Here is a 26,183-nt window from a genome sequence, read left to right as displayed (position 1 = left end):
CGTGGCACACACCGTGGTCCTGGCAACTGCTCGGTGTGTTGCGAGGTCGGGTGGGTCGCGTCCACTCTGCGGGAGCCCGACCCGCTCACCGCCGCGGCGCCTCCGTCAGCGCGACGCCGTCGGCGATGACCTCCGTCATGAGGGCGATGAGGTCACGACGACGACGGTCGGGGTCGGCGGCATACGTGGAGCGGTCGTCGGGGCGCTCTCGCACCCGCAGCGCCTCCTCGAGGAGCTCGCGGTGCTGGGGGTAGGCCTCGAGCGCCCACCGCCCGGCACCCGACTTCGAGGTCGGCGCGCCGGTGACGAGCAGGTGGACGAGTCGGGGCGCCCCGAGTCCACCCCACTCGGCGGCCTGCGGGAGCGAGGCCTCCCGCGGGTGGTGTTGCATGGCCTCGAGCTGCATCCGCCAGTAGGTGTCGAGGTTGTCGCGGGTCGAGCGGTGCAGCGCTGCATCGTCGCTCCAGATGTCGATGTCACGAAGACCCTTGCCGCACAATGTGATCCCGTGATCGCGCAGCTCACGCCACGTGATGTGCTTGATGTCGGCGTGCGTGCCGACGTCGAACCACTGGTGCAGCACACCGGGCCCCTCGGGCACGTCCTCGGGCCGCCCCGTGAGGTCAGCCTCGAGGAGGTAGAAGCCGTCGTAGGCCGGCTCGGGCCAGCGCCGGTCGAGCTCGGCATGCACCCGGCGCAGCAGGTCGATGTCGGACGCCGTCGGCCGCCGGCTCGTCACCGCGACGAAGTCGATGTCGCTGCCACCGAAGAACTCCCCGCCGAAGCCGAGCGACCCGTGCAGGTGCAGGCCCTCGAGCAGACCGGGCAGTCGCTCGTCGAGCAGCTCGACGTGCGACGCGGTCACAGCGCGCACGACCTCGGGCAGCTCCTCTCGGCCCGGGGCGGCCCCGACCATCAGACGGTGGCGCCGAAGGTCGCCCGCGACGCGAGTGCCTCGCGGAGCTCCGCGTCGGCGTCGACGAGCGAGCGCCGCACCGCCGGGGTGAGGTCGTCGCGCCGCAGCGTGCTGGCGCTCAGGGCCGCGGTCTCGTCGGTGAAGACCTTGGGGAAGGCGACGAGCACGACTCGCGAGAGCGCGTCCTCGCCCACCCACTCGGACATCGCCGGCACGTCGGTGAAGTAGCGGGGCACGTAGCCGGCGACGAGGCGGTCGTCGGGGGCGTTCCAGAAGCCGCGGGCCAGGTGGACCATCTCGTAGTTCGACCGCCCGTGGCGACCGGTCAGCTGCTCCCAGGCCCAGTCCTTCGCCGCCGGGTCGGGCAGCGAGGCGCGACACATGAGCGCGTTGAGGCCACCCTGCAGCGTGTCGTCCTTGGCGCGGTAGGACTCGACGCCGGCGACGTCGATGAGGCCGCGTGAGGCGAGGTTGCGCACGACGATCCAGCGGAAGTCGCCGTCGTCCTGCAGACCGGCCGGCAGCGAGTCACCGTCGGCCCACGCCCGCAGCAGGGCCTCGTCGTCGCTGGCCCCGGCCACGAGCCGGGCAGCGGCGAGCGACTCCGTGCTGGCCTCGGGCGCCGACCCGAGCAGGGCCTGACCACCCGCTGCCAGTCGGGCGAGGGCGTCGACCTGGCGCTCGCGCGGCACGAAGTAGGGCACGATGCGGTGCTCGGCGTAGGCCGAGACCCGGGTGAGGATCGAGGAGTTGGTCTCCTTCGGCCACGCGGCCTCGACGACGTCGAGGAAGGTGTCGGGCGACAACGCGGCGCCGTGCACGCCGTCGATGAGCGCGCTCCAGACCACGGCTCGCGCCTGCGGGTCGGGCACGAGGGGAAGCTGGCTCGGCAGCGCGGCGAGGGTGCGCTCGGACAGCACGACCCGGGCCCACGTGAGGTCGCTCGCGTTGGGCACGACGACGGCCGGCGCCGGCGCGCCCTCCAGGGCCTCGAGCGGCGCCGTGGCCGCGGTGACGGTCGTCATCACGCGTGCCACCTCCCGGCCGTCGGTCCAGCCCGCCACGTCGAAGGTGTGCGGCCGGTCGGCAGGTCGGTCGTCCGGCGTCTCGCGCTCCACGCTCGCGGAGTCGACGACCCCACCCCGCTCGTCGAGGCTCACCCACAGGGTGTCGCGGTCGGCCGTCAGCAGCCACGACTGCGACCAGGCGTCGAGGTCGGCGCCGCTCGCGGCCTCGATCGCGCCGAGGAAGTCGGCGAGCGTGCCGTTGGCGTAGGACTTGTCGGTGAGGTAGGCCCGCACGCCCGCGATGAACTGGTCATCGCCCACGTGCGCGATGAGCTGTCGCAGCGCGGCCGCTCCCTTGGCATACGAGATGCCGTCGAAGTTCTGCAGGGCGCTCTGCGCGTCGAGGGCCTCGACGCCGGCCACCGGGTGGGTCGACGGTGACCGCTCGGCGCCGTAGCCCCAGACCTTGCGCACGATCGACGAGTCGACCCAGGCGTCGGCATACTCCGTCGCCTCGACGAGGCAGCGGTGCGACATGTACTCCGCGAACGACTCGTTGAGCCAGAGGTCGTCCCACCACTTCATCGTCACGAGGTCGCCGAACCACATGTGCGACATCTCGTGGCTGATCGTGTTGGCGCGGGTCAGCAGCTCGTCGCGGGTGGCCGACCCACGGTAGAGGTACTGGTCGCGGAACGTGACGCACCCCGGGTTCTCCATCGCGCCCGCGTTGAACTCGGGCACGAAGACCTGGTGGTACTCCCCGAAGGGGTAGCGGATGCCGAAGAGTCCGTGGAAGTAGTCGAACGACCGCTTCGTCACGTCGAAGATCTCGGCGGCGTGCCGCTCGAGCGGCTCGCGCAGCGACGCGCGGGCGTGGATGCCGAGGGGTATGCCGTCGTGCTCGTCGTGCACGGACACGTAAGGCCCAGCGCACACCGTCACGAAGTAGGTGGCGAGCGGCTGCGTCGTCTCGAGCTGCCACGTGCCGGGCGCCGTCTCGGTCGCCGCACCGTTGCCGATCACCGTCCACCCGAGAGGAGCACGCACGACGACGTCGTAGGGCGCCTTGAGGTCGGGCTGGTCGAAGCACGCATAGACGCTGGGGGCCGCGTCGAGGAAGAGGTGCCCGTAGACGTAGTCGCTCTGGTCGGCGGGGTCGGTGGCCCGGTGCAGTCCCTGACCGTCGTGGCTGTAGGCCATCGTCGCGGCGACGACGAGCTCGTTGTCACCGGCGAGCCCGGTGAGCGGCAGCCGTCCGTCGACGACGCTGGCGGGGTCGAGGTCGGTGCCGTTGAGGCTGAGGGTCTCAACCGACCTCGCCTTGAGGTCGACCCAGGAGTCGGCACCCGGGGTGCTGCACGCGAAGCGGACCGTCGTCAGCGAGCCGAAGACCTCGGCGCCCTGGTCGAGATCGAACTCGACGGCATACGACGTGACGGTCAGCAGGGCCGCCCGCTCGCGGGCTTCGGCCAGGGTGAGACTGCGCATGGGGGCGAGCCTGCCAGATGGAGGGCGCGGTCGGCGCGCCGGTTGTCGGCGGGCCGACCTCGCTCAGCGGTGCAGCGGGCCGCCCGCCATGCTCTCGAGGCGCGCGATGCGCTGGTCCATCGGCGGGTGCGTCGAGAGGAAGCGCGTGACGTCCTGCGCGCGGAACGGGCTGGCGATCATCATGTGGCTCGCGTTGACGATGCTCTGCGAGGGCGCGAGGGGTGCGCGCGCGACGCCCGACTCGAGCTTGCGCAGGGCCGACGCGAGCGCGAGGGGGTCGCCGGTGAGCCGGGAGCCGTCCTCGTCGGCGTCGTACTCGCGCGTGCGGCTGATCGCCATCTGGATCGTCATGGCGGCGAGCGGGGCAAGCAGGCTCATGGCGAGCAGCGCGAGCGGGTTGGGGCGGTCCTCGTCGGAGCCTCCGCCGAAGATGCTCGTGAACATCAGCATCTGGCCGATCGAGGTGATGACGCCGGCGATGGCGGCGGCGACCGAGCTCGTGAGGATGTCGCGGTTGTAGACGTGCATGAGCTCGTGGCCGAGCACGCCGCGCAGCTCGCGCTCGTCGAGCAGGCCGAGGATGCCCTCGGTGCAGCAGACGGCGGCGTTCTGCGGGTTGCGGCCCGTCGCAAAGGCGTTGGGCGCCTGGGTCGGGGAGATGTAGAGGCGGGGCATCGGCTTGCCTGCGGCAGTGGAGAGCTCGCGCACGATGCGATACATCCCGGGAGCCTGCGCCTCCGAGACCGGGTAGGCGTGCATGGCGCGGATCGCGAGCTTGTCGCTGTTCCAGTAGCCGTAGAACGTGGTCGCGACGCCGATGAGCGCGAAGACCCAGATGAAGCGGCCACCACCGACGAGGGCGCCGATGCCGAGCAGGAGGGCCCAGATGCCGCCGAAGAGGGCAGCCGTCTTGAGCCCGTTGAAATGGTTGTGCATGCCGGGTGAACGAGCGGCCCGGGGTGGGTGTTCCCACTGGCTGCGCGCTCGGACGGCGCCCGGTGCCCTGTGACCGAGGTCTCGCCCGCACACCGTTGAACAGGCAACTTGTCTACTACAACGGGTAGTAGGTTGGGAGCCGTTGGGGAAACCGACGCCCTTCCGATGAAAGTAGCGAACGATGCGCAAGACACTCGACCAGTTGATCTCCTGGACCGGCCTCGTCATGGCCGTGGTGCTCGCCGTCGCCGGCGGCCTGCTGATCTATGCCAGCAGCTTCGTCGCCAGCAACGTCAAGGAGCAGCTGAGTCAGCAGAACATCACGATGCCGGCAGCCGCCGCGCTCCAGACCCAGGAGCAGAAGGACGCGCTCCTGCAGTACGCCGGCCAGCCGATGGAGACCGGCGCGCAGGCCAAGGCCTTCGCCGACCACTACATCCTCGTGCACATGAACACCTCGTCCAACAACAAGACCTACTCCGAGGTCTCGAGCGAGTACATGGCTGCCGCCAAGGACCCCGGCGCCGACCCCGCCGCCGTCGAGGCACTCGGCGAGCTCCGTCAGAGCCTCTTCATGGGCAGCACCCTGCGCGGTCTGCTCCTCAACGCCTACGCGTTCGGCACCATGGGCACGATCGCCCTGTATGCCGGCATCGCCGCCCTGCTCGCAGCCGCCCTCCTGCTCGTGCTGGGGCTGCTGGGCCTGCGCCACGCCAAGACCGCCGACGATGCTGCGGTCGCAGCCGCTGCCGCCCCGCAGCCGGTCCCCACGACCTGATCGGGCGCGGACGGTCGAGTCCTGCTCGACCGCTGACGGCCCCGAGGCTCCCCCGCCTCGGGGCCGTCGGCGTGCGGTGGGACGTCAGCCGAGCAGGCGCAGGAGCAGGTCGGGCTGCACGCTGACGACGACGAGCACCGCAGCGGCGACGACGAGCCCGGCGACGGCGACGCGCCGCTTGTCGGTGCTCACGCCCGACGTCGGCGCGGAGGGCTCACCGTGCTCCCCCGTCTCACGCTGCTCGCCCGACGGGACGGCAGCGCTGGCCGGGTCGGGGGCCGTGATGACCCCGCGCAGCCACCTGAGGTAGACGGCGACCCCCAGCACGGCGTTGACCGCGGCGATGACGGCGAGCCACACCCAGCCCTCGGCGATGACCGGTCGCAGTGCGACGACCTTGCCGACGAGGCCGATGATGCCCGGCGGCAGGCCGGCGAGAGAGGTGAGGGCGAGCACGAGCGCGCCGGCTCGCCACGGGTTGCGGTGCCAGAGACCGTCGTAGGCCGTCAGGCTGCGACCGTCGCGACGCTCACGCAGCGTCACGGCGACGACCCCGAAGGCCACGAGCGTGGCGATGACGTAGGTCAGCAGGTAGGTCGCGCTCGCCCCCGTGCCCAGGGCCGAGATGCTGACGAGCGGCATGACGACCCAGCCCGCCTGTGCCACCGTCGACCAGGCGAGCAGGCGCACGACGTCGTCCTGGCGCAGCGCCATGAGGTTGCCCAACGTCATGCTCAGCGCGGCGAGCACGGCGATCGCCAGCAGTGCCGGGGTGCCGATGACCGCCACGGCCCGGAGCACGACGAGCAGCGCCGCCAGGGCCGCCACCTTGGAGACGGTGGCGAGGAACGCCGCGATCGGGGTGGACGCCCCGGAGTAGGCGGTGGGCGTCCAGGCGTGGAAGGGCACGAGCGAGAGCTTGAAGCCGAGCCCGGCGAGCAGCAGCACGACGCCGAGCGACAACACCCCTGCCGACACCGCGGGCCAGGCCACGATGGTCGTCGGGAGCGGCTCGTAGGCGAACCACCCGAAGCCCTGCCCGCCGCCTGAGGACAGCGCTGCATCCGGGGTGAGGAACGGACTGCCGGTCGCGGTGAACCACAGCGCCACGCCGAGCACGAGCAGGGCGAAGGAGACGAGCGACATGACGAGCAGTTGGGTCGCACCGGCCACGGCCGAGCGCCGACCCGACAGGGCGACGAGGGCGATGACGGGCAGGGTCGCGAGCTCGAGGGCGACGAGCCAGGTGCCGACGTCGCGGCTCGCGGCGACGACCACGGTGCCGGTGAGGGCGGCGAGGAGCAGCACCGCCTCGACCGGCTCGCTCGTCGCGTCGGCGGGTCGCTGCCGGGTGGCCAGCGGCCACGCCAGGGCGATGCAGACCGCCGCCGCGAGCGCTGCGGCGAGCTGGAGGCTCGAGGTGAGGGCATCGGCCTGCCAGAGGCAGGTCCGGGGCAGGTCGGCGACCACGGCACCTGCGGCGCCGCTCGCCCCCTCCGCGGAGCCCGCACCCGCGGCCGCCGAGATGCAGAAGGTCGACCGGGCCGAGCCGCCGCCCTGACCGAGCCCGGGGATCGTGGCGGCCGCAGCGGCGAGCGACGCGAGCCCGGCGATGGCATAGGGCGCCCGGCGCAGTCGGGGCACGACGAGGTCTGCCACGAGCACGAGCACGAGCCCGAGCACCGGCAGCAGCGCCGGCAGGAGCACGGCATAGTCGACGGAGACGCTCATCAGGGCAGCACCCCCGCTCCGGTGATGAGACGGACCGCGTCGGGCCCGGAGACCCCGAGCAGCAGCTGCGGCAGCACGCCGAGCACGATCACCGCGACGGCGATCGTCAGCACGACCGCCCAGCGGGCGCCCCGCGCGTCGATGGCTGCCGACTCGACGGTGGTGTCCTCCCGCTCGGCCGTGACGGCTCCGGCGCCCCCGCTGGCCTCCCCGGACCACACGAGCCGGGCGACGCGCAGGGAGTAGGCCGCCGCGAGCGCGAGCCCGACCGCGCCGAGCACGACGCACACCCGCATCAGCGTGGCCGGGCGGTCGGGGGCAGGCGACCAGGCGGCATACAGCGCGAGGAACTCGCCCCAGAAGGTGATGAGGCCCGGCAGACCCAGCGCGGCAGCCAGCCCGACCAGCAGCACGACCCCGAAGCGGGGAGCCGTGTCGCGCAGGCCGACCCGGGCGGTGCGCAGGTCGGCCGATCCCCACTGCTCCTTGAGGTCGCCGACGACGAAGAAGAGCAGCGCCGCGACGATGCCGTGGGCGATGTTGCCGAGCAGCGCGGCCTGCAGACCGGTGTCGCTGCCCGACGCGAGGGCGAGCACGACGAAGCCCATGTGGGCGACGGAGCTGTAGGCGATGAGCCGCTTGAGGTCACGCTCGACGAGGCACGCGAGGCCTCCCCAGAGGATGCCGATCACCCCGAGGATCGCGAGCACCGGGCTCAGGGTGGCCACGCCGTTGGGGACGGTCGCGACGACGAGCCGCACGATGCCGTAGGTGCCCATCTTGAGCAGCACGGCCGCGAGCAGCACCGAGCCCGCGGTCGGCGCGATGGTGTGCGCGGACGGCAGCCACGTGTGCAGCGGCCACAGGGGCACCTTGATGCCGAGGCCGAGCAGCAGCATGCCGGCGATGGCCGTCTCGAGCGAGCGTGAGATGCCGTCGCCGTGCAGGCGCGCGAGCTCGGTGAGGTCGGACGTGCCCTGATGGTGCACGAGGAAGAGGATGCCGACGAGCATGAGCGTCGACCCCAGCACCGTGAAGAGCACGAAGCGGCCGGCCGCGTCGGACCGGCGCTCGTCGGTCACGTGGTCGTCGCCGAAGCTGCGGATGAGCACCCACATCGGCACGAGCACGACCTCGAAGGCGATGAAGAAGAGGATCGCGTCGCGGGCGAGGAAGGTCGCGAGCGCGCCGGTCTCGACGAGCAGGATGCAGCCGAGGAAGGTCGAGCCGGTGCCCCCGGCCGGTATGCGGCCGGCCAGGGTGTGCACGACGACGGCGACCGTGAGCAGCGCCGTGAGCAGCACGAGCGCGGCCGAGATGCCGTCGACCCCGAAGTGCCAGCGGATGCCGAGCGAGCGGATCCACGGCACGTCGATCTCGTGCCGCCCGGCCACGACGACGACCGCGAGCAGGGCCGTGAGCACGCTGGCGCCGAGGGCGATCCCGCGCTCGGCCCGCGACTCGCCGGGGATCGCGATGAGGGCCACGGCCGCGAGCAACGGAAGCAGGAGCATGAGGGTCAGCGCCATGCCGTCACCCCCAGCACCGCGATGACGACGACGCCCACGAGCAGGCCGACGAGGCTGAGCGACGGCACACCGCGGTGGCTGCGCTCCCCCGCCCGGCCGAGGCCGCGGGCCACGACCGCCGTCGCCCGCGGGTAGGCATCGACGACGTCGCGGTCGAGCACCACGACGAGCCGCGCCACCGCGGTCACCGCCCGCCCCACTCCGAGGTATGCCGTGTCGGCGCCGAAGCCGCGCACCGCGGCCTCGCGCACGTGGCCGGGCACCCGGTCGGCGACGTCGTGCCGGCCGCGGTCGCTGAGGGTCCACACGGCATACGCCCCGCCGGCGACGAGCAGCACGGAGAGCAGCGCGGTCAGCACCCCGATGTGCAGGGCGCCGTTGAGGCTGGTGAGGAGCAGGGTGCCGAAGACGGTGAGGGCGGCGAGGGCCGACACGGAGAGCGCGGCGGCCAGCGTGATCGGCGCGTGCCCGTGGGCGTGGACGCGCTCCACCTCCGCGTCGTCGGCGCTGTCGGCCACGGTGACGACGGCGACGTCCTCCTCGGCCACGACCACCGTCTCGGGGACGCCGGTGTGCTGCTCGGTCTCGGCTGCGGTGCCGGTCGCGCTGGCGGTGGCGGTGTCGGTGTTGATCGAGGTGTCGCTCTCGGGTCGCCCGAGCGGGGTGTCGAGGAGCAGCCAGGCCCGGGCGCAGTAGGCGGCGGTCAGCACGACCGTGACGAAGAGGGCGACGACGACGAGCCAGGCCCGAGCTCCCCCGCCCCCGGTCGCGCCCTCGAGGGCGGCATCGATGACGGTGTCCTTGGTGAAGAACCCGATGAGCGGGGGCACTCCGGCGAGGGCCGCGAGTCCGAGGCCCATCGACCAGCGCAGCGCGCCTCGGCCGTGCAGGCGACCCCGCAGGGCCGCGAGGGCCGTGGCGCCGGCGAGCACCGAGAGCCAGCCCGCCCCGAGGAAGAGCAGCGCCTTGAAGAAGGCGTGCCCGACGAGGTGCGACACGGCCGGCGCCGACCCGATGTCACGGGGGGCGGCGGCGAGCGCCGCGAGCATGATCGCGATCTGGCTGAGGGTCGAGTAGGCGAGCATCCGCTTGAGGTCGGTCTGCGCGAGGGCGAGCAGCGCGGCATACACCATCGTCGCGGTAGCGAGCACGGCCAGCAGGGTGCGGGCGCCGTCGTGGCCGGCGTAGAGCGTGAAGAGGCGGGCGATCACGTAGCTGCCGGCGGCCACCATCGTGGCCGCGTGGATGAGCGCCGAGGCGGGGGTCGGGCCCTCCATCGCGTCGGGGAGCCAGTCGTGGAACGGCACGAGGCCCGACTTGCCCGCGACGCCGATGATGACGCCGACGAGCCCGACCGTGAGGGCCGTGTCGTGGCCGCTCGCGGTGAGCACGGTGATGAGGTCGGTGCTGCCGGCGCGCACGGCGAGAGCCACGAGCCCGACGACCATGCCGATGTCGGCGACCCGGGTGACGATGAAGGCCTTGTAGGCCGCGCGGCGCGCCTCCGGGCGCTCACTGTCGTGGCCGATGAGCAGCCACGAGCACCAGCCCATGATCTCCCAGCCGACGAGCACGAGCACGAGGTCGGAGGCCTGCACGAGCAGGAGCATCCCGCTGGCGAAGAGCGAGACGGTGGCGGCGAACTGGCCGTAGCGGGGGTCGTCGCGCAGGTACCACGCGGTGAAGACCTGGATGGCGAGCACGACGACGGCGACGGCGAGCGAGACCAGGCCCGACAGCCGGTCCGAGAGCAGGTGGAGCGGCACCTGCAGGCCACCCGTCGAGAGAGCGCCGATGCTCTCGATGTCAGCCGTGCGGGCCGGCGCGACCCACTGGATGAAGGCGAGCACCGCGACGTAGGCCGAGACGCCGATGGCGATCGCTGCAGCGAACGTGCGCTGGCGACGGGCCAGCAGGCCGGCGAGGGCCGCGAGCGCGGGCAGCACGACGATCATCCGCACGATCCAGCTCATGAGCGCACCTCGCGCGCCGGGTTGGACTGGGACTCGGGCAGTGGCTCCGGTCCGGCCAGCGGGTCTGGCTCGGGGTCGTCGGTCAGGTCGGGCACCGCGGTGAGGTCGACGGTGCCGGTCGTGCGGAAGAGGACGAGCACGACGGCGAGGGCGACGACGATCTCGGCCGCCGCGATGGTGATGACGAAGAGGGTCAGCACCGGACCGGCGGAGAAGGGCGCGCCCGGCCGCGAGCCGGCCGTCACGAGAAGGAGATTGGCGGCATTGAGGATGAGCTCGACGCCGATGAGCACGAGCACCGCGTTGCGCCGGGCGAGCACGCCGTAGACGCCGATGCCGGCGAGCAGGGCGGCGAGCGCGGCGGGCAGCTGGAGGTGGATCACCGGCGCACCTCGCTCGGGGCCGGCCGAGCCTCGTCGTCACGCTTCAGGACGAGGCGCGACACCGCGAACGCGCCGATGAGCGCGACGAGGAGCAGCACCGAGAGCAGCTCGAAGGGCCACACCCACGTGCCGAAGATCGCCTGCGCGATCGCGGGCGTGCCCCCGCCCGGAGCTCCGCCATCGAGGTCGACGGTGGCGCCGGAGAAGAGCGGCAGCAGGAGCGAGGCGAGCAGCGCGGTCGTCGCGGCGCCGAGCACCGCGCCCACGACGCGCTGCCAGGCCGGCGTGTCGATCTCGGCGTGCGGGCCGATCGGGGCGCGGGTCAGCATGAGCGCGAAGAGCACGAGCACGACGATGGCGCCGACGTAGACGAGCAGCTGCACGAGGCCGACGAGCTCCTGGCCGAGCACGAGGTAGCACCCCGCCAGGGTGCCGAGCGAGACGAGCAGCCACAGCGCCGCGTGCACGACGTGCTTCGTCGTGACGGAGAGCAGCGCCGAGAGCGCCGTGATCGCCCCGACCGCGGCGAAGACGATGTCGCGGGTCGTCACTCGCGACCCTCCTGCTCGGACGAGGTGGCGGGCGGGGTCGTCGGGAGCACCTGGGTCTGGTCCGACGGCGCCGGCGTCACGGGGAGCGTCTTCGTCTCCGTGACGTCTGGCGTGTCGGCAGCGGGCGGTGCAGCGGGCGATGCGGCGGCGGGTGCGGCTGCGGCGGGTGTGGCAGTCGGCGTCGCTCCCCGGGCGGGCCGCACGCGTGCGGGTCGAGCCGCCGCTGCGCCGGCTGCCGCCCCGGCGCCCCGGGCCGGCTTGGCGGCCGCTGCGACCTCGGCGGGCTCGGCGCTGCCGGGGTCGAGGGCGACCGGCGGCGGCACGGTGGCCATCCACGCCCCGAGCCGGTCCTTCTCGTGGAGCAGGTCGCGGATGTCGAGCTCGGCGTACTCGAACTCCGGGCTCCAGTGCAGGGCGTCGAAGGGGCACACCTCGATGCAGATGCCGCAGTACATGCAGAGCGAGAAGTCGATCGCGAAGCGGTCGAGGACGTTGCGCTGGCGGGCCCGCCCGCCGGGGGTCGTCGGCGGCACCTCCTCCTTGTGGGAGTCGATGTAGATGCACCAGTCGGGGCACTCGCGCGCGCAGAGCATGCACGAGGTGCAGTTCTCCTCGGTCAGCGCGATGACGCCGCGCGAGCGCGAGGGAAGAGCCGGCGAGACGTCGGGATACTCCGCCGTGTGGGCGTGCCGGGTCAGCGAGCGGGCGGTCGTCGCCATGCCCTTGACGAGTCCGGGCAGGATGCCGTCAGCCATCGCGAGTCACCCCCTTTCCACGTCGAAAGGCCAGAACCTGCCGCCCCACCCCGTCGAGAGGCCACTTCTGGCCGCCTCGCACCAGTCGAATGGCCACTCGTTGCCGCATACCGAGCGTTGGCCATCTTTGGCCACTCGACTCGGCTGAGCGGCAATAGTTGGCCACTCGACGGGGCCGGGGCGACAAAGGGTGGCCACTCGACGGGGGTCATGCGGTCATCACCACGCCGACGGCGGTGAGGGCGAGCTGCAGCAGCGCGATCGGCACGAGCCAGACCCAGGCGAGTCGCTGGAGCTGGTCCTCGCGCATGCGTGGCCACGAGACGCGCAGCCAGATCATCAGCACGGCGACGGCGAAGCCCTTGAGCAGCGTCCACACCCAGCCGAGCCACGGCTCGAGCGGACCGGCCCACCCGCCGAGGAAGAGCACGGCGAAGAGCAGCGACATGACGACGATGCCGGCGTACTCCGCGAGCAGGAAGAAGGCGAAGCGCAGCCCGGAGTACTCGGTGTAGGGGCCGAAGACGATCTCGCTGTCGGCGACCGGCATGTCGAAGGGCGGTCGCTGCAGCTCGGCTAGCGCTGCGACGAGGAAGACGAAGGCGCCGGGCGCCTGCCACAGCAGCCACCACGGCGACCAGGCCTCGGCGATGCCGACGACCGACAGGGTGCCCGCGGCGAGCGCGACCGAGGCCACCGACAGCACCATCGGCAGCTCGTAGGACACGAGCTGGGCCGCCGCACGCATGCCGCCGAGCAGGGAGTACTTGTTGGCCGAGGCCCAGCCGGCCATCAGGGTGCCGATGATGCCGACCCCGATGACGGCGAGCACGAGCAGCACGCTCGCATCGACCTTCGCCGCGACGACCGTCGGCGACAGCGGGATGACCGAGAGCGCCACGAGGTAGGGGATGAGCGCGACGGCGGGCGCCAGGCGGAAGACCCACCGGTCGGCGCGGGCCGGCACGATGTCCTCCTTCTGCACGAACTTCACGCCGTCTGCGACGAGCTGCGCCCACCCGTGGAAGCCCCCGGCATACATCGGCCCGAGACGACCCTGCATGTGGGCCATCACCTTGTGCTCGGTCTGCCCGATGAGCAGCGGCAGGCTGAGGAAGGCCGCCAGCACCGCGACCGCCCGCACGACCGCCTCGAGCCACGGGCTCACGAGGTCTCCTCGGAGTGCGAGGTCGCGGGGGGCTCAGGGGTGTCGGCCGCGTCAGGAGTCACCGGCGCCGCCGACGACGCCGGAGGGCGGGGTCCCCAGTCGGGCCCGGGGACGCCCGGCGCCTGCACCCGGCGCCGGCCAGGTGCCCGGGCACTCTCGTGGCCCTCCCCCGGCTCCTTGCCGCCGGGCCACGGCTTGGAGGCGCGGGCCGCGAGCACGAACGACTTGCGCAGCGGCGTCCCCTCGAAGCCCTCGGGCAGCAGCAGCGGCCGCAGACCCCGGCCCGAGCCGTCGTCGAAGCCGTCGAAGTCGAGGCCGAACATCTCGTGGGTCTCGCGCTCGTGCCACGCGGCCCCGGAGAAGAGCGGCGTGAGCGACGGCACCACCGTGCCGTCGACCGCCCGCGTGCGCAGCAGCACCGAGCGCAGGGCGCCCGGCTGCGACGGGTCGATCAGGTGGCACACGAGGTCGAAACCCGGGTCGGCCTCCGCATCGGTCTCGTCGACCGCGGTGAGGAAGTCGAAGAAGGCGAAGCCCTCCTCCCGCAGCGCGAGGACACTGGACGACCACTCCCCGAGGGGCACGTCGCGCACGTCGGTGACCTTCAACGGTCACCCCCGTCACGGGCCTGCGGTATGCCGGTCGGGGCGGCATGGCGGCCAGCGGGGGCCCCGCGGCGCAGGAGGGGGCGACGGACGTCACCGGCGCTGGCGACACGCGACCCGGCATACCGGCCCTTGATGCGCTGGGCGCTCACCCGCTCGCTCGCGATCTGCTCCTGGAGGCGGATGATGCCGTGCAGCAGGGCCTCGGGGCGGGGCGGGCAGCCGGGCACGTAGACGTCGACCGGGATGATCTGGTCGACGCCCTTGGTCACGGAGTAGGAGTCCCAGTAGGGCCCGCCGGAGTTGGAGCAGGCACCGAAGGAGATGACGTACTTCGGCTCGGGCATCTGGTCGTAGAGGCGCCGGATCGCCGGGGCCATCTTGTCGGTGACCGTGCCCGAGACGACCATGAGGTCGGCCTGCCGCGGACCCGGCGCGAAGGGGATGACCCCGAGGCGCATGAAGTCGTGCCGGCCCATCGACGCGGCGATGAATTCGATGGCGCAGCAAGCGAGTCCGAAGTTGAAGACCCAGAGGGAGTATCGCCGGCCCCAGTTGAGCACGACCTTGATCGGCTTGGGGGCGTGGGCGCTGACAGGGCCGACGGAGATGTCGGTGGGGCGGACCGACGGCATCGGCAGGTCGACCCCCATCACACCCACCTCAGCAATCCGCGGCGGGCGGCGTGGGCGAGACCGAGCACGATGACGCCGATGAAGATGCCCATCTCGACGAGGCTGGCCCGGCCGAGGTCGGCCGAGCGGATCACCGTCGCCCACGGGAAGAGGTAGATCGCGTCGACGGCGAAGATGACGTAGAGGAAGCTGAAGACGAAGTAGCGCACCTTGGTCTGCGCCCAGCCCACCCCGACGGGGTCGACGCCGGACTCGTAGGTCGTCAGCTTGGCCGGCAGCGGAGCGCGCGGCGCGAGCAACCGACGGGCCGTCATCGCAGCCACGAAGAGCAGGACACCGGCCCCGAGCACTGCTACGACGACGAGGTACCCGGCCATGTCGGTCAGCCTAGCCAGATCGTGGTGCGCTGTGCCGGGCCCGTGTCCCCCGTCTCGGCCGGTGCGTCCCCGGGTCTTCCCGTGTCCACGAGGTGGCAGCCTCCCAAACACGCGTCTGACCACGAACTAGCATGGAATCGTCCGGCGCACCAGAGCGTTGGGTCCGGTATCTCCACCGGCACACGGCTAACGCAGCAACAACCCGAGGACGTCGCAGCGACATGAGCACGAAACTGGTCCAGAAGCTCGATCGCGTGGTCATCCGATTCGCCGGCGACTCCGGTGACGGCATGCAGCTGACCGGCGACCGGTTCACCTCGGAGACGGCCCTGCTCGGCAACGACCTCTCCACGCTGCCCAACTTCCCCGCCGAGATCCGCGCGCCCCAGGGCACCCTCCCCGGCGTGTCGAGCTTCCAGCTGCACTTCGCCGACCACGACGTGCTGACGCCGGGCGACGCCCCCGACGTGCTCGTCGCGATGAACCCCGCCGCGCTGCGGGCCAACCTCGGTGACCTGCCGCGTGGCGCGAGCATCATCGTCAACACCGACGAGTTCACCAAGCGCAACCTGTCCAAGGTGGGGTATGCCGTCAGCCCCCTCGACGACGGGTCGCTCGAGGCGTGGCACGTGCACCCCGTGGCCATCACCTCGATCGCCGTCGAGGCGCTGTCCTCCTTCACCGACCTGACCCGCAAGGAGAAGGAGCGCGCCAAGAACATGTTCGCGCTCGGCCTCCTGTCGTGGCTCTACACGCGGCCCACCGAGGGCACCGAGTCCTTCCTCAAGAGCAAGTTCGCCGACCGCCCCGACATCCTCGAGGCCAACCTCGCGGCCCTGCGCGCCGGCTACAACTACGGCGAGACGACCGAGGACTTCGCCGTGTCCTACGAGGTCGCGCCGGCCGTGATGCGCGAGGGCACCTACCGCAACGTCACGGGCAACGTCGCGCTCTCGCTGGGGCTCGTCGCCGCAGCCCACCGCGCCGGGCTGCCGCTCTTCCTCGGGTCCTACCCGATCACCCCGGCCTCCGACATCCTGCACACGCTCGCCGGCCTCAAGCGCTACGGCGTCGCGACGATGCAGGCCGAGGACGAGATCGCGGGTGTCGGCGCCGCCCTCGGCGCGAGCTTCGGCGGCGCGCTCGGCGTGACGACGACCTCCGGGCCCGGCCTCGCGCTCAAGGCCGAGACCGTCGGTCTCGCCGTGTCGCTCGAGCTGCCCCTCGTCATCTGCGACATCCAGCGCGGCGGGCCCTCGACCGGCCTGCCGACCAAGACCGAGCAGGCCGACCTGCTGCAGGCGCTCTTCGGCCGCAACGGGGAGTCGCCGGTCGCCGTCATCGCCCCGTCGACGCCGTCCGACTGCTTCGACATCGCCGTCGAGGCCGTGCGCATCGCGACGACCTACCGCACACCGGTCATCGTGCTGTCCGACGGCTACCTCGCCAACGGGTCGGAGCCGTGGCGCCTGCCGCGCACGGCCGAGCTGCCCGACATCGCGGTCGAGTTCGCGACCGAGCCCAACGCGGTCGACGCCAAGGGCGAGCCGGTCTTCCACCCCTACCTGCGCGACCCGGAGACGCTGGCGCGGCCGTGGGCCGTGCCGGGCACCCCCGGGCTCGAGCACCGCGTCGGCGGCATCGAGAAGGCCGACGTCACCGGCAACATCTCCTACGACCCCGACAACCACGACCACATGACGCGCCTGCGCCAGGCCAAGATCGACGGCATCGCCGACACGATCGCACCACTGGCCGTCGACGACCCGAGCGGTGACGCCGAGGTGCTCGTGCTCGGCTGGGGCTCGACCTACGGGCCCATCGCCGCCGCCGTGCGTCAGGCGCGTGCCCGCGGCGAGCGGGTCGCCCAGGCGCACCTGCGCCACCTCAACCCGTTCCCCGTCAACACCGGCGAGGTGCTGCGCGGCTACCAGCGCGTCATCGTGCCCGAGATGAACCTCGGCCAGCTGAGCCTGCTGCTGCGCGCCAAGTACCTCGTCGACATCGAGTCGCACACGTCGGTGCGTGGCCTGCCGTTCCAGGCGAGCGACCTCGCCGACGTCATCGCCGCCGCCGTGGCGTCCGTCTCGGACGCATCCGTGAAGGAGACTGCCCAGTGACCACCGACCTCGGTATGCCGACCCCCGGGGGCGCCCCCCGCGTGGACTCCCGCGACACCTCCTCCCCCAACGGCACCGCCGGGGTGCCGCGCCTCGGCGACGCCACCGCGCTGACGAAGAAGGACTTCACCTCCGACCAGGAGGTGCGCTGGTGCCCCGGCTGCGGCGACTACGCCATCCTCGCCGCCGTGCAGGGCTTCCTGCCCGAGCTCGGGCTCAAGCGCGAGAACATCGTCTTCGTCTCGGGCATCGGGTGCTCCTCGCGCTTCCCCTACTACCTCGACACCTACGGCATGCACTCGATCCACGGCCGGGCGCCGGCCATCGCGACAGGGCTGGCCGCGACCCGCGAGGACCTCTCGGTGTGGGTCGTCACCGGAGACGGCGATGCGCTCTCGATCGGTGGCAACCACCTGATCCACGCACTGCGCCGCAACGTCAACCTCAAGATCCTGCTCTTCAACAACGAGATCTACGGCCTGACGAAGGGGCAGTACTCCCCCACCTCGCACGTCGGCCAGGTGACGAAGTCGACGCCGCTCGGCTCGCTCGACACGCCGTTCAACCCGGTCTCGCTCGCCCTCGGCGCCGAGGCGAGCTTCGTCGCGCGCACGATGGACTCCGACCGCCAGCACCTCACGTCGGTCCTGCGCGCCGCAGCCGAGCACCGCGGCTCGGCCCTCGTCGAGATCTACCAGAACTGCCCGATCTTCAACGACGGCGTCTTCGACGTGCTCAAGGACCGCACGGAGGCGGCGGCCCGCATCCTGCACCTCACCGACGGTGAGCAGGTCGCAGCCGGTGACACCGTGGTGGTCCGTGACGAGCGCGGCTCCCTCGCCGTCGTGCCGCGCGCCGAGGCCGACCCGGCTCGCATCGTCGTGCACGACGCGAGCGCCGACGACCCGTCGGCCGCCTTCGCGCTCTCGCGCCTCGACAGCCCCGACCTCGGGCACGTGCCGATGGGCGTCTTCCGCAACGTGACCCGACCGACCTACGACGACTCGCTCCGCGAGCAGGTCGCCTCGGCGCGCACGGGCGAGGTCACCGACGCCGACATCGACGCCCTCCTCGCCGGCAGGGACACCTGGACTGTGGGGGCGTGACCTCCCGCGAGACCCGCGAAACGCTCTCCGCCGTCGAGCTCGACGGAGCGCTGGGAGAGCCGTCCCCGCACGAGGTCAGGCGCGGGGTCCTGCTCGCCTTCGCGGCCTACGGCGCGTGGGGGCTCTTCCCGCTCTACTTCGACGCCCTCAAGCCGGCCGGGCCGTGGGAGATCCTCGCCCACCGCATCCTCTGGACGATGCTCTTCTGCGTCGTCGTGCTCCTCGCACGACGCGACCTCGCGTGGATCGGGCCGCTCCTGCGGCGACCCAAGCTGCTCGCGGGCACGGCCATCGCTGCCGTGCTCATCGCCGTCAACTGGGTCGTCTACGTCGCCGCGGTGACATCGGGCAACACGTCGGAGGCGGCGCTCGGCTACTTCCTCAACCCGCTTGTCACCGTCGCCCTCGGCGTGGTCGTGCTCGGTGAGCGGCTGAGGCCCCTGCAGTGGGTGGCCGTCGGCATCGGCGTCGCCGCGGGTGTCTTCCTCGGCGTCGCGGGTGGTCGTGTGCCGTGGATCGCCCTGACGCTCGCCGCGTCGTTCGCGCTCTACGGCCTCACGAAGAAGAAGGTCGGGGTCAGCCTCGAGGCGCTGCAGGGCCTCACGGTCGAGACCGTCGTCCTCGCGCCCGTGGCAGTCGGGATCCTCGTCGTCGTCGGGGCCCAGGGCGGGCTCACCTTCGGCCAGCACGGCACGTGGCACACCAGCCTGCTCGTGCTGTCCGGCGTCGTGACCGCGCTGCCGCTGCTGTGCTTCGCCGCTGCCGCCCGGCGCATCCCGCTCGTCACGATCGGGCTCATTCAGTTCATCACCCCCCTCATGCAGCTGCTCTGCGCTGTGCTGCTCCTCGGCGAGCACATGCCGCGCGAGCGCTGGATCGGCTTCGGCGTCGTCTGGCTCGCGCTCATCGTGCTGTCGGTCGACTCGCTCGGCAGCCTGCGCGCCAACCGCGCCGCCCGTCGCGACCTGCCGGTCAACGACTGCCCGAGCTGACTGCTCAGCCGCCACGCCGGCGGTGGCAGACTGCCCGGGTGAGCGAACTCGCCCTCGCGTCTCGGACCGGACGGCTGGTCGTCACGGCTGCCGTGCTCGGCTCGGGGATGGTGATGCTCGACGGCACCGTCGTCAACGTCGCGCTCGTGCGCATCGGTGCCGACCTCGGTGCGAGCATGGCCGACCTCCAGTGGATCACCAACGGCTACCTCCTCGCCCTCGCGTCGCTGATCCTGCTCGGGGGCTCGCTGGGTGACCGCTACGGGCGCCGGCGCGTCTTCGTCATCGGGGTCGTGTGGTTCACCGCCGCGTCCGTGGCCTGTGGGCTGGCCCAGAGCCCCGGGCAGCTCATCGCGGCACGGGTGCTGCAGGGCGTCGGCGGGGCGTTGCTGACCCCTGGCAGCCTCGCCCTCATCCAGGCCAGCTTCCGGCGCGAGGACCGGGCGACGGCGATCGGCGCCTGGTCTGGCCTCGGGGGCGTCGCCGCCGCCATCGGTCCCTTCGTCGGCGGCTGGCTCGTCGAGTACGCGTCGTGGCGCTGGGCCTTCCTCCTCAACGTGCCGCTGGGCATCGCCACGGTCTGGGTGGCCCAGGTGGCGGTGCCCGAGAGCCGCGACGAGGAGGCGTCGCACCGCTTCGACGTCGCGGGCGCGCTGCTCGCCACGTCGGCCCTCGGCCTGACGACCTTTGCGCTCATCCAGCACGGCTCCCTCGGCAACGGCCTCGCCCTCGCGATCGGCGGCCTCGGGCTCGCGGCGGCGGGAACCTTCGTGGCCGTCGAACGCGCGAGCGACCACCCCCTCGTGCCGCTGGGCCTCTTCGCGTCGCGCCAGTTCAGCGCGGCCAACGGCATGACGCTGCTCGTCTATGCCGCCCTGGGCGCACTCTTCTTCTTCCTCACCCTGCAGCTGCAGACCGTCCTGGGCTACGGGCCCCTGCCCTCGGGCTTGGCGACGCTGCCCATCACCGTGCTCATGCTCCTGCTCGCTGCCCGCGGCGGCCGGCTCGCGGCCCGCATCGGTCCACGGCTGCCGATGACGGTCGGTCCGCTCGTGTGCGCCGTCGGCGCCGCCCTCCTCGCCGGGGTCGACGCCGGGTCGAGCTACTGGACCGGCGTGCTGCCCGGAGTCACCGTCTTCGGTCTCGGCCTCTCGCTGCTCGTCGCGCCGCTCACCGCCACCGTCCTCGACGCCGCACCCGATCGGTATGCCGGTGTGGCCAGTGGCGTCAACAACGCCGTGGCGCGCGCGGGGAGCCTGCTCGCGGTCAGCGCCCTGCCGGCGCTGCTCGGGCTCTCCGGCGCTGACTACGCCGAGGCGGAGGTCTTCTCCGACGCCTACGCGACCGCCATGTGGCTCTGCTCCGTACTGCTCGCCCTCGGCGGGCTGGTGTCGTGGCTGCTCATCCGCAACCCTGTCGAGGTCGCGGGCCCGCCGCGGGCCACGCCCTCCCCATCGGCGCCGGTCGGCTGGTCGTGCGCGGGAGCCGAGGGCTGCCCGGGGCACGCCCAGCCCGCCCGTCCTGCGGAGCGGGGATGATGGGGGCATGAGCGACACGAGGTCAGATGTCCGCATCGAGCACGACTCGATGGGTGAGGTGGAGGTGCCCGCGGGAGCACTCTGGGGTGCGCAGACCGCCCGGGCCGTCGAGAACTTCCCGATCAGTGGCCAGCCGGTGCCGCCCGAGGTGGTGCACGCCCTCGCCCTGCTCAAGGCCGCCGCGGCGCAGGTCAACGCCGAACTGGGCGTCGTCGATGCGCCCCGCGCCGAGGCCATCGCCGATGCAGCCCGTGAGGTCGCCGACGGCAGGCACGACGGGGAGTTCCCGGTCGACGTCTTCCAGACCGGCTCCGGCACCTCGACCAACATGAACGTCAACGAGGTGCTGGCCCGCCTCGCCCACCTCGGCAGCGGGCTCGACGTGCACCCCAACGACCATGTCAACGCCGGCCAGTCGAGCAACGACACCTTCCCCAGCGCCCTGCGCATCGCCGCGACCCTCGGAGCCCTCGACGAGCTGGCCCCGGCTCTCGGCCACCTCGCGGCGTCCTTGAGGCGCAAGGAGATCGAGTTCGCCGAGGTCGTCAAGGCCGGACGCACCCACCTCATGGACGCCGTCCCGGTGACGCTCGGCCAGGAGTTCGGCGGCTACCGCCGTCAGATCGAGCTCGGCGCCGGACGCGTGCGAGCCGCGGCTGCAGCGACCGCGGAGCTGCCCCTCGGAGGCACCGCGGCAGGCACGGGGCTCAACGCCGCTCCGGGCTTCGCCGCTGCCGTCATCGCCCGCGTCGCCGAGACGACCGGTCTCCCCCTCCGTGAGGCCGTCGATCACTTCGAGGCGCAGTCGGCCCAGGACGCCGTCGTCGAGCTGTCGGGCGCCCTCAAGGTCGTCGCGGTCAGCCTGACGAAGATCTGCAACGACCTGCGCTGGATGAGCTCCGGGCCGCGCACCGGGCTCGGCGAGATCCACCTGCCCGACCTGCAACCGGGGTCGAGCATCATGCCCGGCAAGGTCAACCCGGTGGTGCCCGAGGCGACCCTGATGGCCTGCGCGCAGGTCATCGGCAACGATGTCACCATCACGGTGGCCGGCGCGGCCGGCAACTTCGAGCTCAACGTCATGCTGCCGGTCATCGCCAAGAACGTGCTCGAGTCGCTCCGGCTGCTCACCAGCACGAGCCGCCTGCTCGCCGACCGGTGCGTCGACGGCATCACCGCCGAGGTCGAGCACGCTCGGGCGCTGGCCGAGGGGTCCCCCTCGATAGTCACCCCGCTCAATCGCTACCTCGGCTACGAAGCGGCCGCGGCCGTCGTCAAGCGGGCGGTCGCAGAGAAGCGCACGATCCGCGAGGTCGTCATCGACGAGGGCCACGTGTCCGAGGGGCGGCTCACCGAGCAGCAGCTCGACGAGGCCCTCGACGTCCTCGCGATGGCCCTCCCCCACCGCGAGCATTGACCGCCGCCCCCCTCGAGTGCCCACTGCTCCCCCGTCCCCCCGTCGAGTGCCCATTTCCCAGCGTCCGGAAATGAGCACTCGACCACACGAAGAGTCGAGTGCCCACTTCCCAGCGTCCCGAACTGGGCACTCGACCACACGAAAAGTCGAGTGCCCACTTCCCAGCGTCTAGAACTGAGCACTCGACCACACGAAAAGTCGAGTGCCCACTTCCCAGCGTCTAGAACTGAGCACTCGACCGGACCTGAAGTCGAGTGCCCACTTTCCGACGGCTGCGCCGGGCCCGCTGAGTAGCGGATGATTCCGCGCAGCGCCTGACGGAGCGACTCAGCGCAGAGCGTGAGGAGAGCGCACCAGCAGCCCTCGCCTCACGGCATACGGGCGTGCCCTCAGCGGCCGAGGATCCGCTCGAGGTAGGGGTTGCCGAAGCGTCGCTCCGGGTCGACCCGATCGCGCACGGCGACGAAGTCGTCCATGCGGGGGTAGCACTCGCGGAGGTAGTCGGCCCCCCGGGTGTGCAGCTTGCCCCAGTGCGGACGGCCGCCGTGCTCGGTGGCGATCGCCTCGAAGGCGTCGAAGAAGCGGCCGTGCTGCTGCCGGTGGTAGCGGTGGACCGCGATGTAGGCGCTCTCGCGCTCGTAGGCCGTCGACAGCCAGACGTCGTCGGCCGCAGCCACCCGGCACTCGACCGGGAAGGAGATGCGCTCGTCGTGCCGGTCGATCCAGTCGCGCAGCTCGAGCAGCACCTCGCGTAGTGATCGCCGCGGGAAGGCCCACTCGGACTCCACGAAGCGCACGTCGCGGGCGGTGACGAAGACGCGGTGCGAGGCGTCGATGTAGCTGCGCTCCGCCAGCGCGCGCGACGCGATGGCGTTGATGGCCTTCGTCGTGCGCGGCAGGCGCGTCGCGACGCGGTTGCTCACCTCGAAGAGCCGGTTGGCGAGCAGGTCGTCGTCGAGCCGCTCGCGCCACCCCGCCAGCGGCCTCAGGGCGGTGCCGACAGGCACCCGGTTGTTGCGCTTGGTCTGGGTGCGGTCGGTGTGCGGATACCAGTAGAACTCGAAGTGGTCGTTGCTCTCAGCCGCGTCGTCGACCTGCTCGAGCACCGAGAGCAGGGGCTCGGGCCGCTCGACCGCATGGAGCAGGAAGGCCGGCACCACGGCGATCGTCAGCTCGGTGATGATGCCCAGCGCGCCGAGCCCGAGGCGCGCCGCCTGGAAGAGCTCGGGATCCTGCGTCGGCGAGCAGGCGACGACCGATCCGTCGGCGAGCACGAGACGCAGCGCGCGGATGCCCGCCGAGAGCCCGGTGAGGCGCAGCCCGGTGCCGTGGGTGCCCGTGCCGACGGCCCCGGCGATGCTCTGGCGGTCGATGTCACCGAGGTTGGGCAACGCATACCCAAAGGCCGAGAGCTCCTCGTTGAGAACGTGGAGCGGGGTGCCGGCGCGCACGGTCGCCTCACCGCGGGTGGCGTCGATCGACATGACCCCGCTCAGGGCGCCGAGACGCAGCTGGAGTCCATCGGTGACGGCGACACCGGTGAAGGAGTGGCCGGCGCCGATCGCCTTGACGCGCAGGCCTCGTGAGGCAGCGGCCCGCACCTCCTCGACGACCTCGGCCTCGTCGCGTGGTGTCGCGACCCGTGCAAGTCGCGTCGACTCCGTGCCCGCCCAGTTGCTCCACTCGACGCTCCGGACGACCCGTGTCACCTCAGCCAAAGCACTGCCCTTCTCCACGGTAGGTCGCGGCTCGCCCGACGACCTCCTCGCCCGCCACCAGGGCGAACTCCGTGAACCGCTCGGCCAGCTCGCCCGCCTTGGCGTGGCGGAACCATATCCGATCCCCGAGCCCGAGGTCATCGGCGGCGTCACCCCTGAGGGGCGTCTGCACCTCGCCGGTCCCCTCGGTGCGCACGAGCTCCAGCCCCTGCTCCTCCAAGGGCGTCGGCACCCGGGACCAGCCGGGCGGACCCGAGGCGATGTAGCCGCCGCCGTAGGTCGTGACGAAGCCGGCCGCGGGGCGGCGCACCACCGGCGTGGCGAAGAAGGCGGCGGGCTCGAGCGCGAGACCGTCGTAGCCGTCGAAGAGGGTGGGTGCATAGAGCCCCGACCCAGCCGCGAGCTCGGTGAGCGAGGGGTCGAGGCCGGTCACGTGGAGGCTGCCGGTGCCACCGCCGTTGACGAAGTCGAGGTCGGCGAGCGCCCTTGCAGCACTGACGATCTCGGCCCGGCGGGCGAGGAGCTCGCGGTGCGACCGGGCCTTGACCTGCCGGACCGCTGGCGACGAGTCGGGCAGCCCGGCGATCTGGGCGTCGTAGAACATCAGGCCGGCGACCACGAGGCCGCGCTCCTGGGCCCGACGGATGACCGCCTCGACCTGGTCGGGCGTCCGCGTCGGTGACCGCCGCACCCCGAGGTGGGCCGGTCCGATGCGCAGCGAGGCGTCGACGTCGACTGCCACGCGCAGACCCTCGTGACCCCGCACGTGGCGGGCGATGAAGTCGACGTGCTCGATGCTGTCGACCATCACCGCGACGGCAGCGGTGACGGCCGGGTCGGAGGCGAGCTCGGTCAGCGCGGGAAGGTCGACGCTCGGGTAGGCGACCATGAGGTCGGTGTGGCCCGCCCGGGCCCACCAGAGCGCCTCGGGCACGGCGTAGCACATGAGCCCCGAGAAGCCGCCGCGGCGGAGCGCGCGCTCGATCAGCGGGCGGCTGCGCAGCGACTTCGTCGCGATGCGGATGGGCAGTCCGTGGGACCGGCCGACGAGGGTCGCGGCGTTGGCGTCAAACGCGTCGAGGTCGAGCACTGCCAAGGGCGCCGGGAGGTCGCGCGTGGCGGCCGACAGGCGCGCAGCCACCGGCGCAGGCGGACGACGAGACATGCCCCGCACCCTACTGCCCCCATCGAAAGAGCAATCCGTCCGCACGCCCCCGCACCCAGCTGCCCGATCGAAAGAGCAATCCGTCCGCGAAAGCGCCGCTGTCCCGCGGGCGCCCCACGTGGACGGACTGCTCTTTCGATCAGTCAGGGTGCTCGCGAGGAGCGCGCGGGATTGCTCTTTCGATCAGCCAGGGTGCTCGCGGCGAGCGCGCGGGAATGCTCTTTCGATCAGCTGGGCGCGCGCGGGAATGCTCTTTCGATCAGCCGACGCGGTCGACGACGGAGAGGGCGAGGGCCTGCAGGGCGCTCTTGGCGTCACTCGGCGGGAGCGGGTCGAGCAGGGCACGCGCAGCCCCGGCGACGGCATACGTCTCCTGGCGAGCCTGCTCGAGCGCCGGGTGCACACGCAGCAGGGCCAGCGCCTCCGCAACCCCAGCCTCGTCGGCCGACAGGTCGGCGTGGAGCAGCTCGAGCAGCCGGGCGTCGGCCGGGTCGGTGGACTCCTTGGCCCGCAGCACGGCGAGCGTGTCGACACCCTCGCGCAGGTCGGTGCCGGGGGTCTTGCCGGTCTCGGACGCGTCGGAGGCGATGTCGATGAGGTCGTCGGCCAGCTGGAAGGCGATGCCTACCTTCTCGCCGTAGTCGCGCATCAGCATCGCCGTGGCATCGTCTCCGCCGGAGAACATCACGCCGTAGCGGCCCGCCGTGGCGATGAGCACCCCGGTCTTGTCGGAGAGCACGTCGAGGTAGTAGGCAACCGCGTCGACCTCGTCGCTCGGAGCCCGGTCGTCGCGAATCTGTCCCGAGCACAACCGCACGAAGGTCTGGGCCTGGATCAGCACGGCCTCGGCGCCCAGTCCGGCGACGAGCTCGGACGCCTTGCCGAAGAGCAGGTCGCCGACGAGGATCGCCGTCGAGTTGTCGTAGACGACGTTGGCCGCGGGCACGCCGCGGCGCAGCTGGGCCTCGTCCATGACGTCGTCGTGGTAGAGCGAGGCGAGGTGCGTGAGCTCGACCCCTGCGGCAGCCCGCACCACGTCCTCGTTGATGCCTCCGGCGAGCTCGGCGGCCAGCAGCGTGAGCAGCGGCCGGAAGCGCTTGCCCCCGGCCTCGACGAGGTGGCCGGAGGCCTTGGCGATGAACGGGTCGTCGTGGTCGACGACCTCCCGCAGCAGGGCGTCGACCCGCTCGAGGCCGTCGCTCAGCCGTCCCGCCAGCTCCGGGGTGGCCCCCGGGATGGACAGGACCGGCGGGGTCGAGTGCGGCGTCATCGAACCCCGGTGCGCGGCCGCC

The 26,183-nt window shown here is 72.1% G+C and carries 22 protein-coding genes; 6 read left to right on the top strand and 16 right to left on the bottom strand.

The window, feature by feature from the left end:
• Positions 1–85: 85 nt before the first annotated feature.
• The 3 genes from LG278_RS05445 to htpX form a co-directional block, all read right to left on the bottom strand.
• On the bottom strand, positions 86–916 hold the full coding sequence (locus LG278_RS05445; RefSeq protein WP_404391710.1) for a hypothetical protein: 831 nt from the start codon (positions 914–916) through the stop codon (positions 86–88).
• Positions 916–3,414, bottom strand: coding sequence for an aminopeptidase N (pepN, locus tag LG278_RS05440; protein WP_404391709.1), 2,499 nt, complete (start codon positions 3,412–3,414; stop codon positions 916–918). The genes LG278_RS05445 and pepN overlap by 1 nt, the downstream gene beginning before the upstream one ends.
• 63 nt (positions 3,415–3,477) lie before the next feature.
• A complete protein-coding gene (htpX, locus tag LG278_RS05435) occupies positions 3,478–4,350 on the bottom strand; it encodes a zinc metalloprotease HtpX (protein WP_404391707.1) in 873 nt (290 codons plus the stop codon).
• Between the two features lie 181 nt (positions 4,351–4,531).
• On the opposite strand from htpX, the gene LG278_RS05430 reads away from it, so the two are divergent.
• Positions 4,532–5,128: a hypothetical protein gene (locus tag LG278_RS05430; RefSeq protein ID WP_404391705.1), complete on the top strand. Its 597-nt coding sequence runs from the start codon at positions 4,532–4,534 to the stop codon at positions 5,126–5,128.
• Between the two features lie 84 nt (positions 5,129–5,212).
• Here the strand turns inward: LG278_RS05430 and LG278_RS05425 are convergent, their stop codons facing one another.
• The 10 genes from LG278_RS05425 to LG278_RS05380 all read right to left on the bottom strand — a co-directional run bounded on the left by LG278_RS05425 (position 5,213) and on the right by LG278_RS05380 (position 14,835).
• Positions 5,213–6,859 (bottom strand): NADH-quinone oxidoreductase subunit N, encoded by a 1,647-nt coding sequence (locus LG278_RS05425; RefSeq protein ID WP_404391703.1) that lies wholly within the window; start codon positions 6,857–6,859, stop codon positions 5,213–5,215.
• Positions 6,859–8,388, bottom strand: coding sequence for a NuoM family protein (locus LG278_RS05420; RefSeq protein ID WP_404391701.1), 1,530 nt, complete (start codon positions 8,386–8,388; stop codon positions 6,859–6,861). Before LG278_RS05420 ends, LG278_RS05425 begins: the two co-directional genes overlap by 1 nt.
• The gene (locus LG278_RS05415; protein WP_404391699.1) at positions 8,379–10,361 is read right to left on the bottom strand and encodes an NADH-quinone oxidoreductase subunit L; all 1,983 of its coding nucleotides are present in this window, start codon (positions 10,359–10,361) and stop codon (positions 8,379–8,381) included. Before LG278_RS05415 ends, LG278_RS05420 begins: the two co-directional genes overlap by 10 nt.
• Complete coding sequence (gene nuoK, locus LG278_RS05410) at positions 10,358–10,744, bottom strand: NADH-quinone oxidoreductase subunit NuoK (RefSeq protein ID WP_404391697.1); 387 nt, start codon at positions 10,742–10,744, stop codon at positions 10,358–10,360. The genes LG278_RS05415 and nuoK overlap by 4 nt, the downstream gene beginning before the upstream one ends.
• Positions 10,741–11,295 (bottom strand): NADH-quinone oxidoreductase subunit J, encoded by a 555-nt coding sequence (locus LG278_RS05405; RefSeq protein WP_404391695.1) that lies wholly within the window; start codon positions 11,293–11,295, stop codon positions 10,741–10,743. Before LG278_RS05405 ends, nuoK begins: the two co-directional genes overlap by 4 nt.
• Positions 11,292–12,050, bottom strand: coding sequence for a NuoI/complex I 23 kDa subunit family protein (locus LG278_RS05400; RefSeq protein WP_404391693.1), 759 nt, complete (start codon positions 12,048–12,050; stop codon positions 11,292–11,294). Before LG278_RS05400 ends, LG278_RS05405 begins: the two co-directional genes overlap by 4 nt.
• A gap of 208 nt (positions 12,051–12,258) precedes the next feature.
• Complete coding sequence (gene nuoH, locus LG278_RS05395; RefSeq protein ID WP_404391691.1) at positions 12,259–13,218, bottom strand: NADH-quinone oxidoreductase subunit NuoH; 960 nt, start codon at positions 13,216–13,218, stop codon at positions 12,259–12,261.
• Positions 13,215–13,811 (bottom strand): NADH-quinone oxidoreductase subunit C, encoded by a 597-nt coding sequence (locus tag LG278_RS05390; protein ID WP_404391689.1) that lies wholly within the window; start codon positions 13,809–13,811, stop codon positions 13,215–13,217. The genes nuoH and LG278_RS05390 overlap by 4 nt, the downstream gene beginning before the upstream one ends.
• A gap of 11 nt (positions 13,812–13,822) precedes the next feature.
• Positions 13,823–14,476 carry an NADH-quinone oxidoreductase subunit B gene (locus LG278_RS05385; protein WP_404391687.1) on the bottom strand — a complete coding sequence of 218 codons (654 nt, stop codon included), beginning with the start codon at positions 14,474–14,476 and terminating at the stop codon, positions 13,823–13,825.
• The gene (locus tag LG278_RS05380) at positions 14,476–14,835 is read right to left on the bottom strand and encodes an NADH-quinone oxidoreductase subunit A (protein WP_404391685.1); all 360 of its coding nucleotides are present in this window, start codon (positions 14,833–14,835) and stop codon (positions 14,476–14,478) included. Before LG278_RS05380 ends, LG278_RS05385 begins: the two co-directional genes overlap by 1 nt.
• A gap of 221 nt (positions 14,836–15,056) precedes the next feature.
• Between LG278_RS05380 and LG278_RS05375 the strand changes: the two genes are divergently transcribed.
• From LG278_RS05375 to LG278_RS05355, 5 genes are read left to right on the top strand one after another with little or no spacing between them, the layout of a single operon-like run.
• Positions 15,057–16,955 (top strand): 2-oxoacid:acceptor oxidoreductase subunit alpha, encoded by a 1,899-nt coding sequence (locus tag LG278_RS05375; RefSeq protein WP_404391683.1) that lies wholly within the window; start codon positions 15,057–15,059, stop codon positions 16,953–16,955.
• Positions 16,952–18,061: a 2-oxoacid:ferredoxin oxidoreductase subunit beta gene (locus LG278_RS05370; RefSeq protein ID WP_404391681.1), complete on the top strand. Its 1,110-nt coding sequence runs from the start codon at positions 16,952–16,954 to the stop codon at positions 18,059–18,061. Before LG278_RS05375 ends, LG278_RS05370 begins: the two co-directional genes overlap by 4 nt.
• Before the next feature lie 50 nt (positions 18,062–18,111).
• Positions 18,112–19,053 (top strand): EamA family transporter RarD, encoded by a 942-nt coding sequence (gene rarD / locus LG278_RS05365; RefSeq protein ID WP_404393542.1) that lies wholly within the window; start codon positions 18,112–18,114, stop codon positions 19,051–19,053.
• Between the two features lie 38 nt (positions 19,054–19,091).
• Positions 19,092–20,591, top strand: coding sequence for an MFS transporter (locus tag LG278_RS05360; protein ID WP_404391679.1), 1,500 nt, complete (start codon positions 19,092–19,094; stop codon positions 20,589–20,591).
• A gap of 7 nt (positions 20,592–20,598) precedes the next feature.
• Positions 20,599–22,008, top strand: a complete 1,410-nt coding sequence (locus LG278_RS05355) for a class II fumarate hydratase (protein ID WP_404391677.1) — start codon at positions 20,599–20,601, stop codon at positions 22,006–22,008.
• Between the two features lie 389 nt (positions 22,009–22,397).
• Here LG278_RS05355 and LG278_RS05350 read toward each other — a convergent pair whose 3' ends face one another.
• The 3 genes from LG278_RS05350 to LG278_RS05340 form a co-directional block, all read right to left on the bottom strand.
• Complete coding sequence (locus LG278_RS05350; RefSeq protein WP_404393540.1) at positions 22,398–23,717, bottom strand: D-arabinono-1,4-lactone oxidase; 1,320 nt, start codon at positions 23,715–23,717, stop codon at positions 22,398–22,400.
• A 1-nt stretch (position 23,718) separates the two neighbouring features.
• The gene (locus LG278_RS05345) at positions 23,719–24,891 is read right to left on the bottom strand and encodes an amino acid deaminase/aldolase (RefSeq protein WP_404391675.1); all 1,173 of its coding nucleotides are present in this window, start codon (positions 24,889–24,891) and stop codon (positions 23,719–23,721) included.
• 259 nt (positions 24,892–25,150) lie between these two features.
• On the bottom strand, positions 25,151–26,161 hold the full coding sequence (locus tag LG278_RS05340) for a polyprenyl synthetase family protein (protein WP_404391673.1): 1,011 nt from the start codon (positions 26,159–26,161) through the stop codon (positions 25,151–25,153).
• Positions 26,162–26,183: the final 22 nt, after the last annotated feature.

This window comes from Humibacillus xanthopallidus, assembly GCF_044793955.1.
GTDB lineage: Bacteria > Actinomycetota > Actinomycetes > Actinomycetales > Dermatophilaceae > Humibacillus > Humibacillus xanthopallidus_C.
The sequence above is the reverse complement of the archived record's forward strand: the minus strand, read 5'-3'. Positions and strand labels throughout refer to the sequence as shown.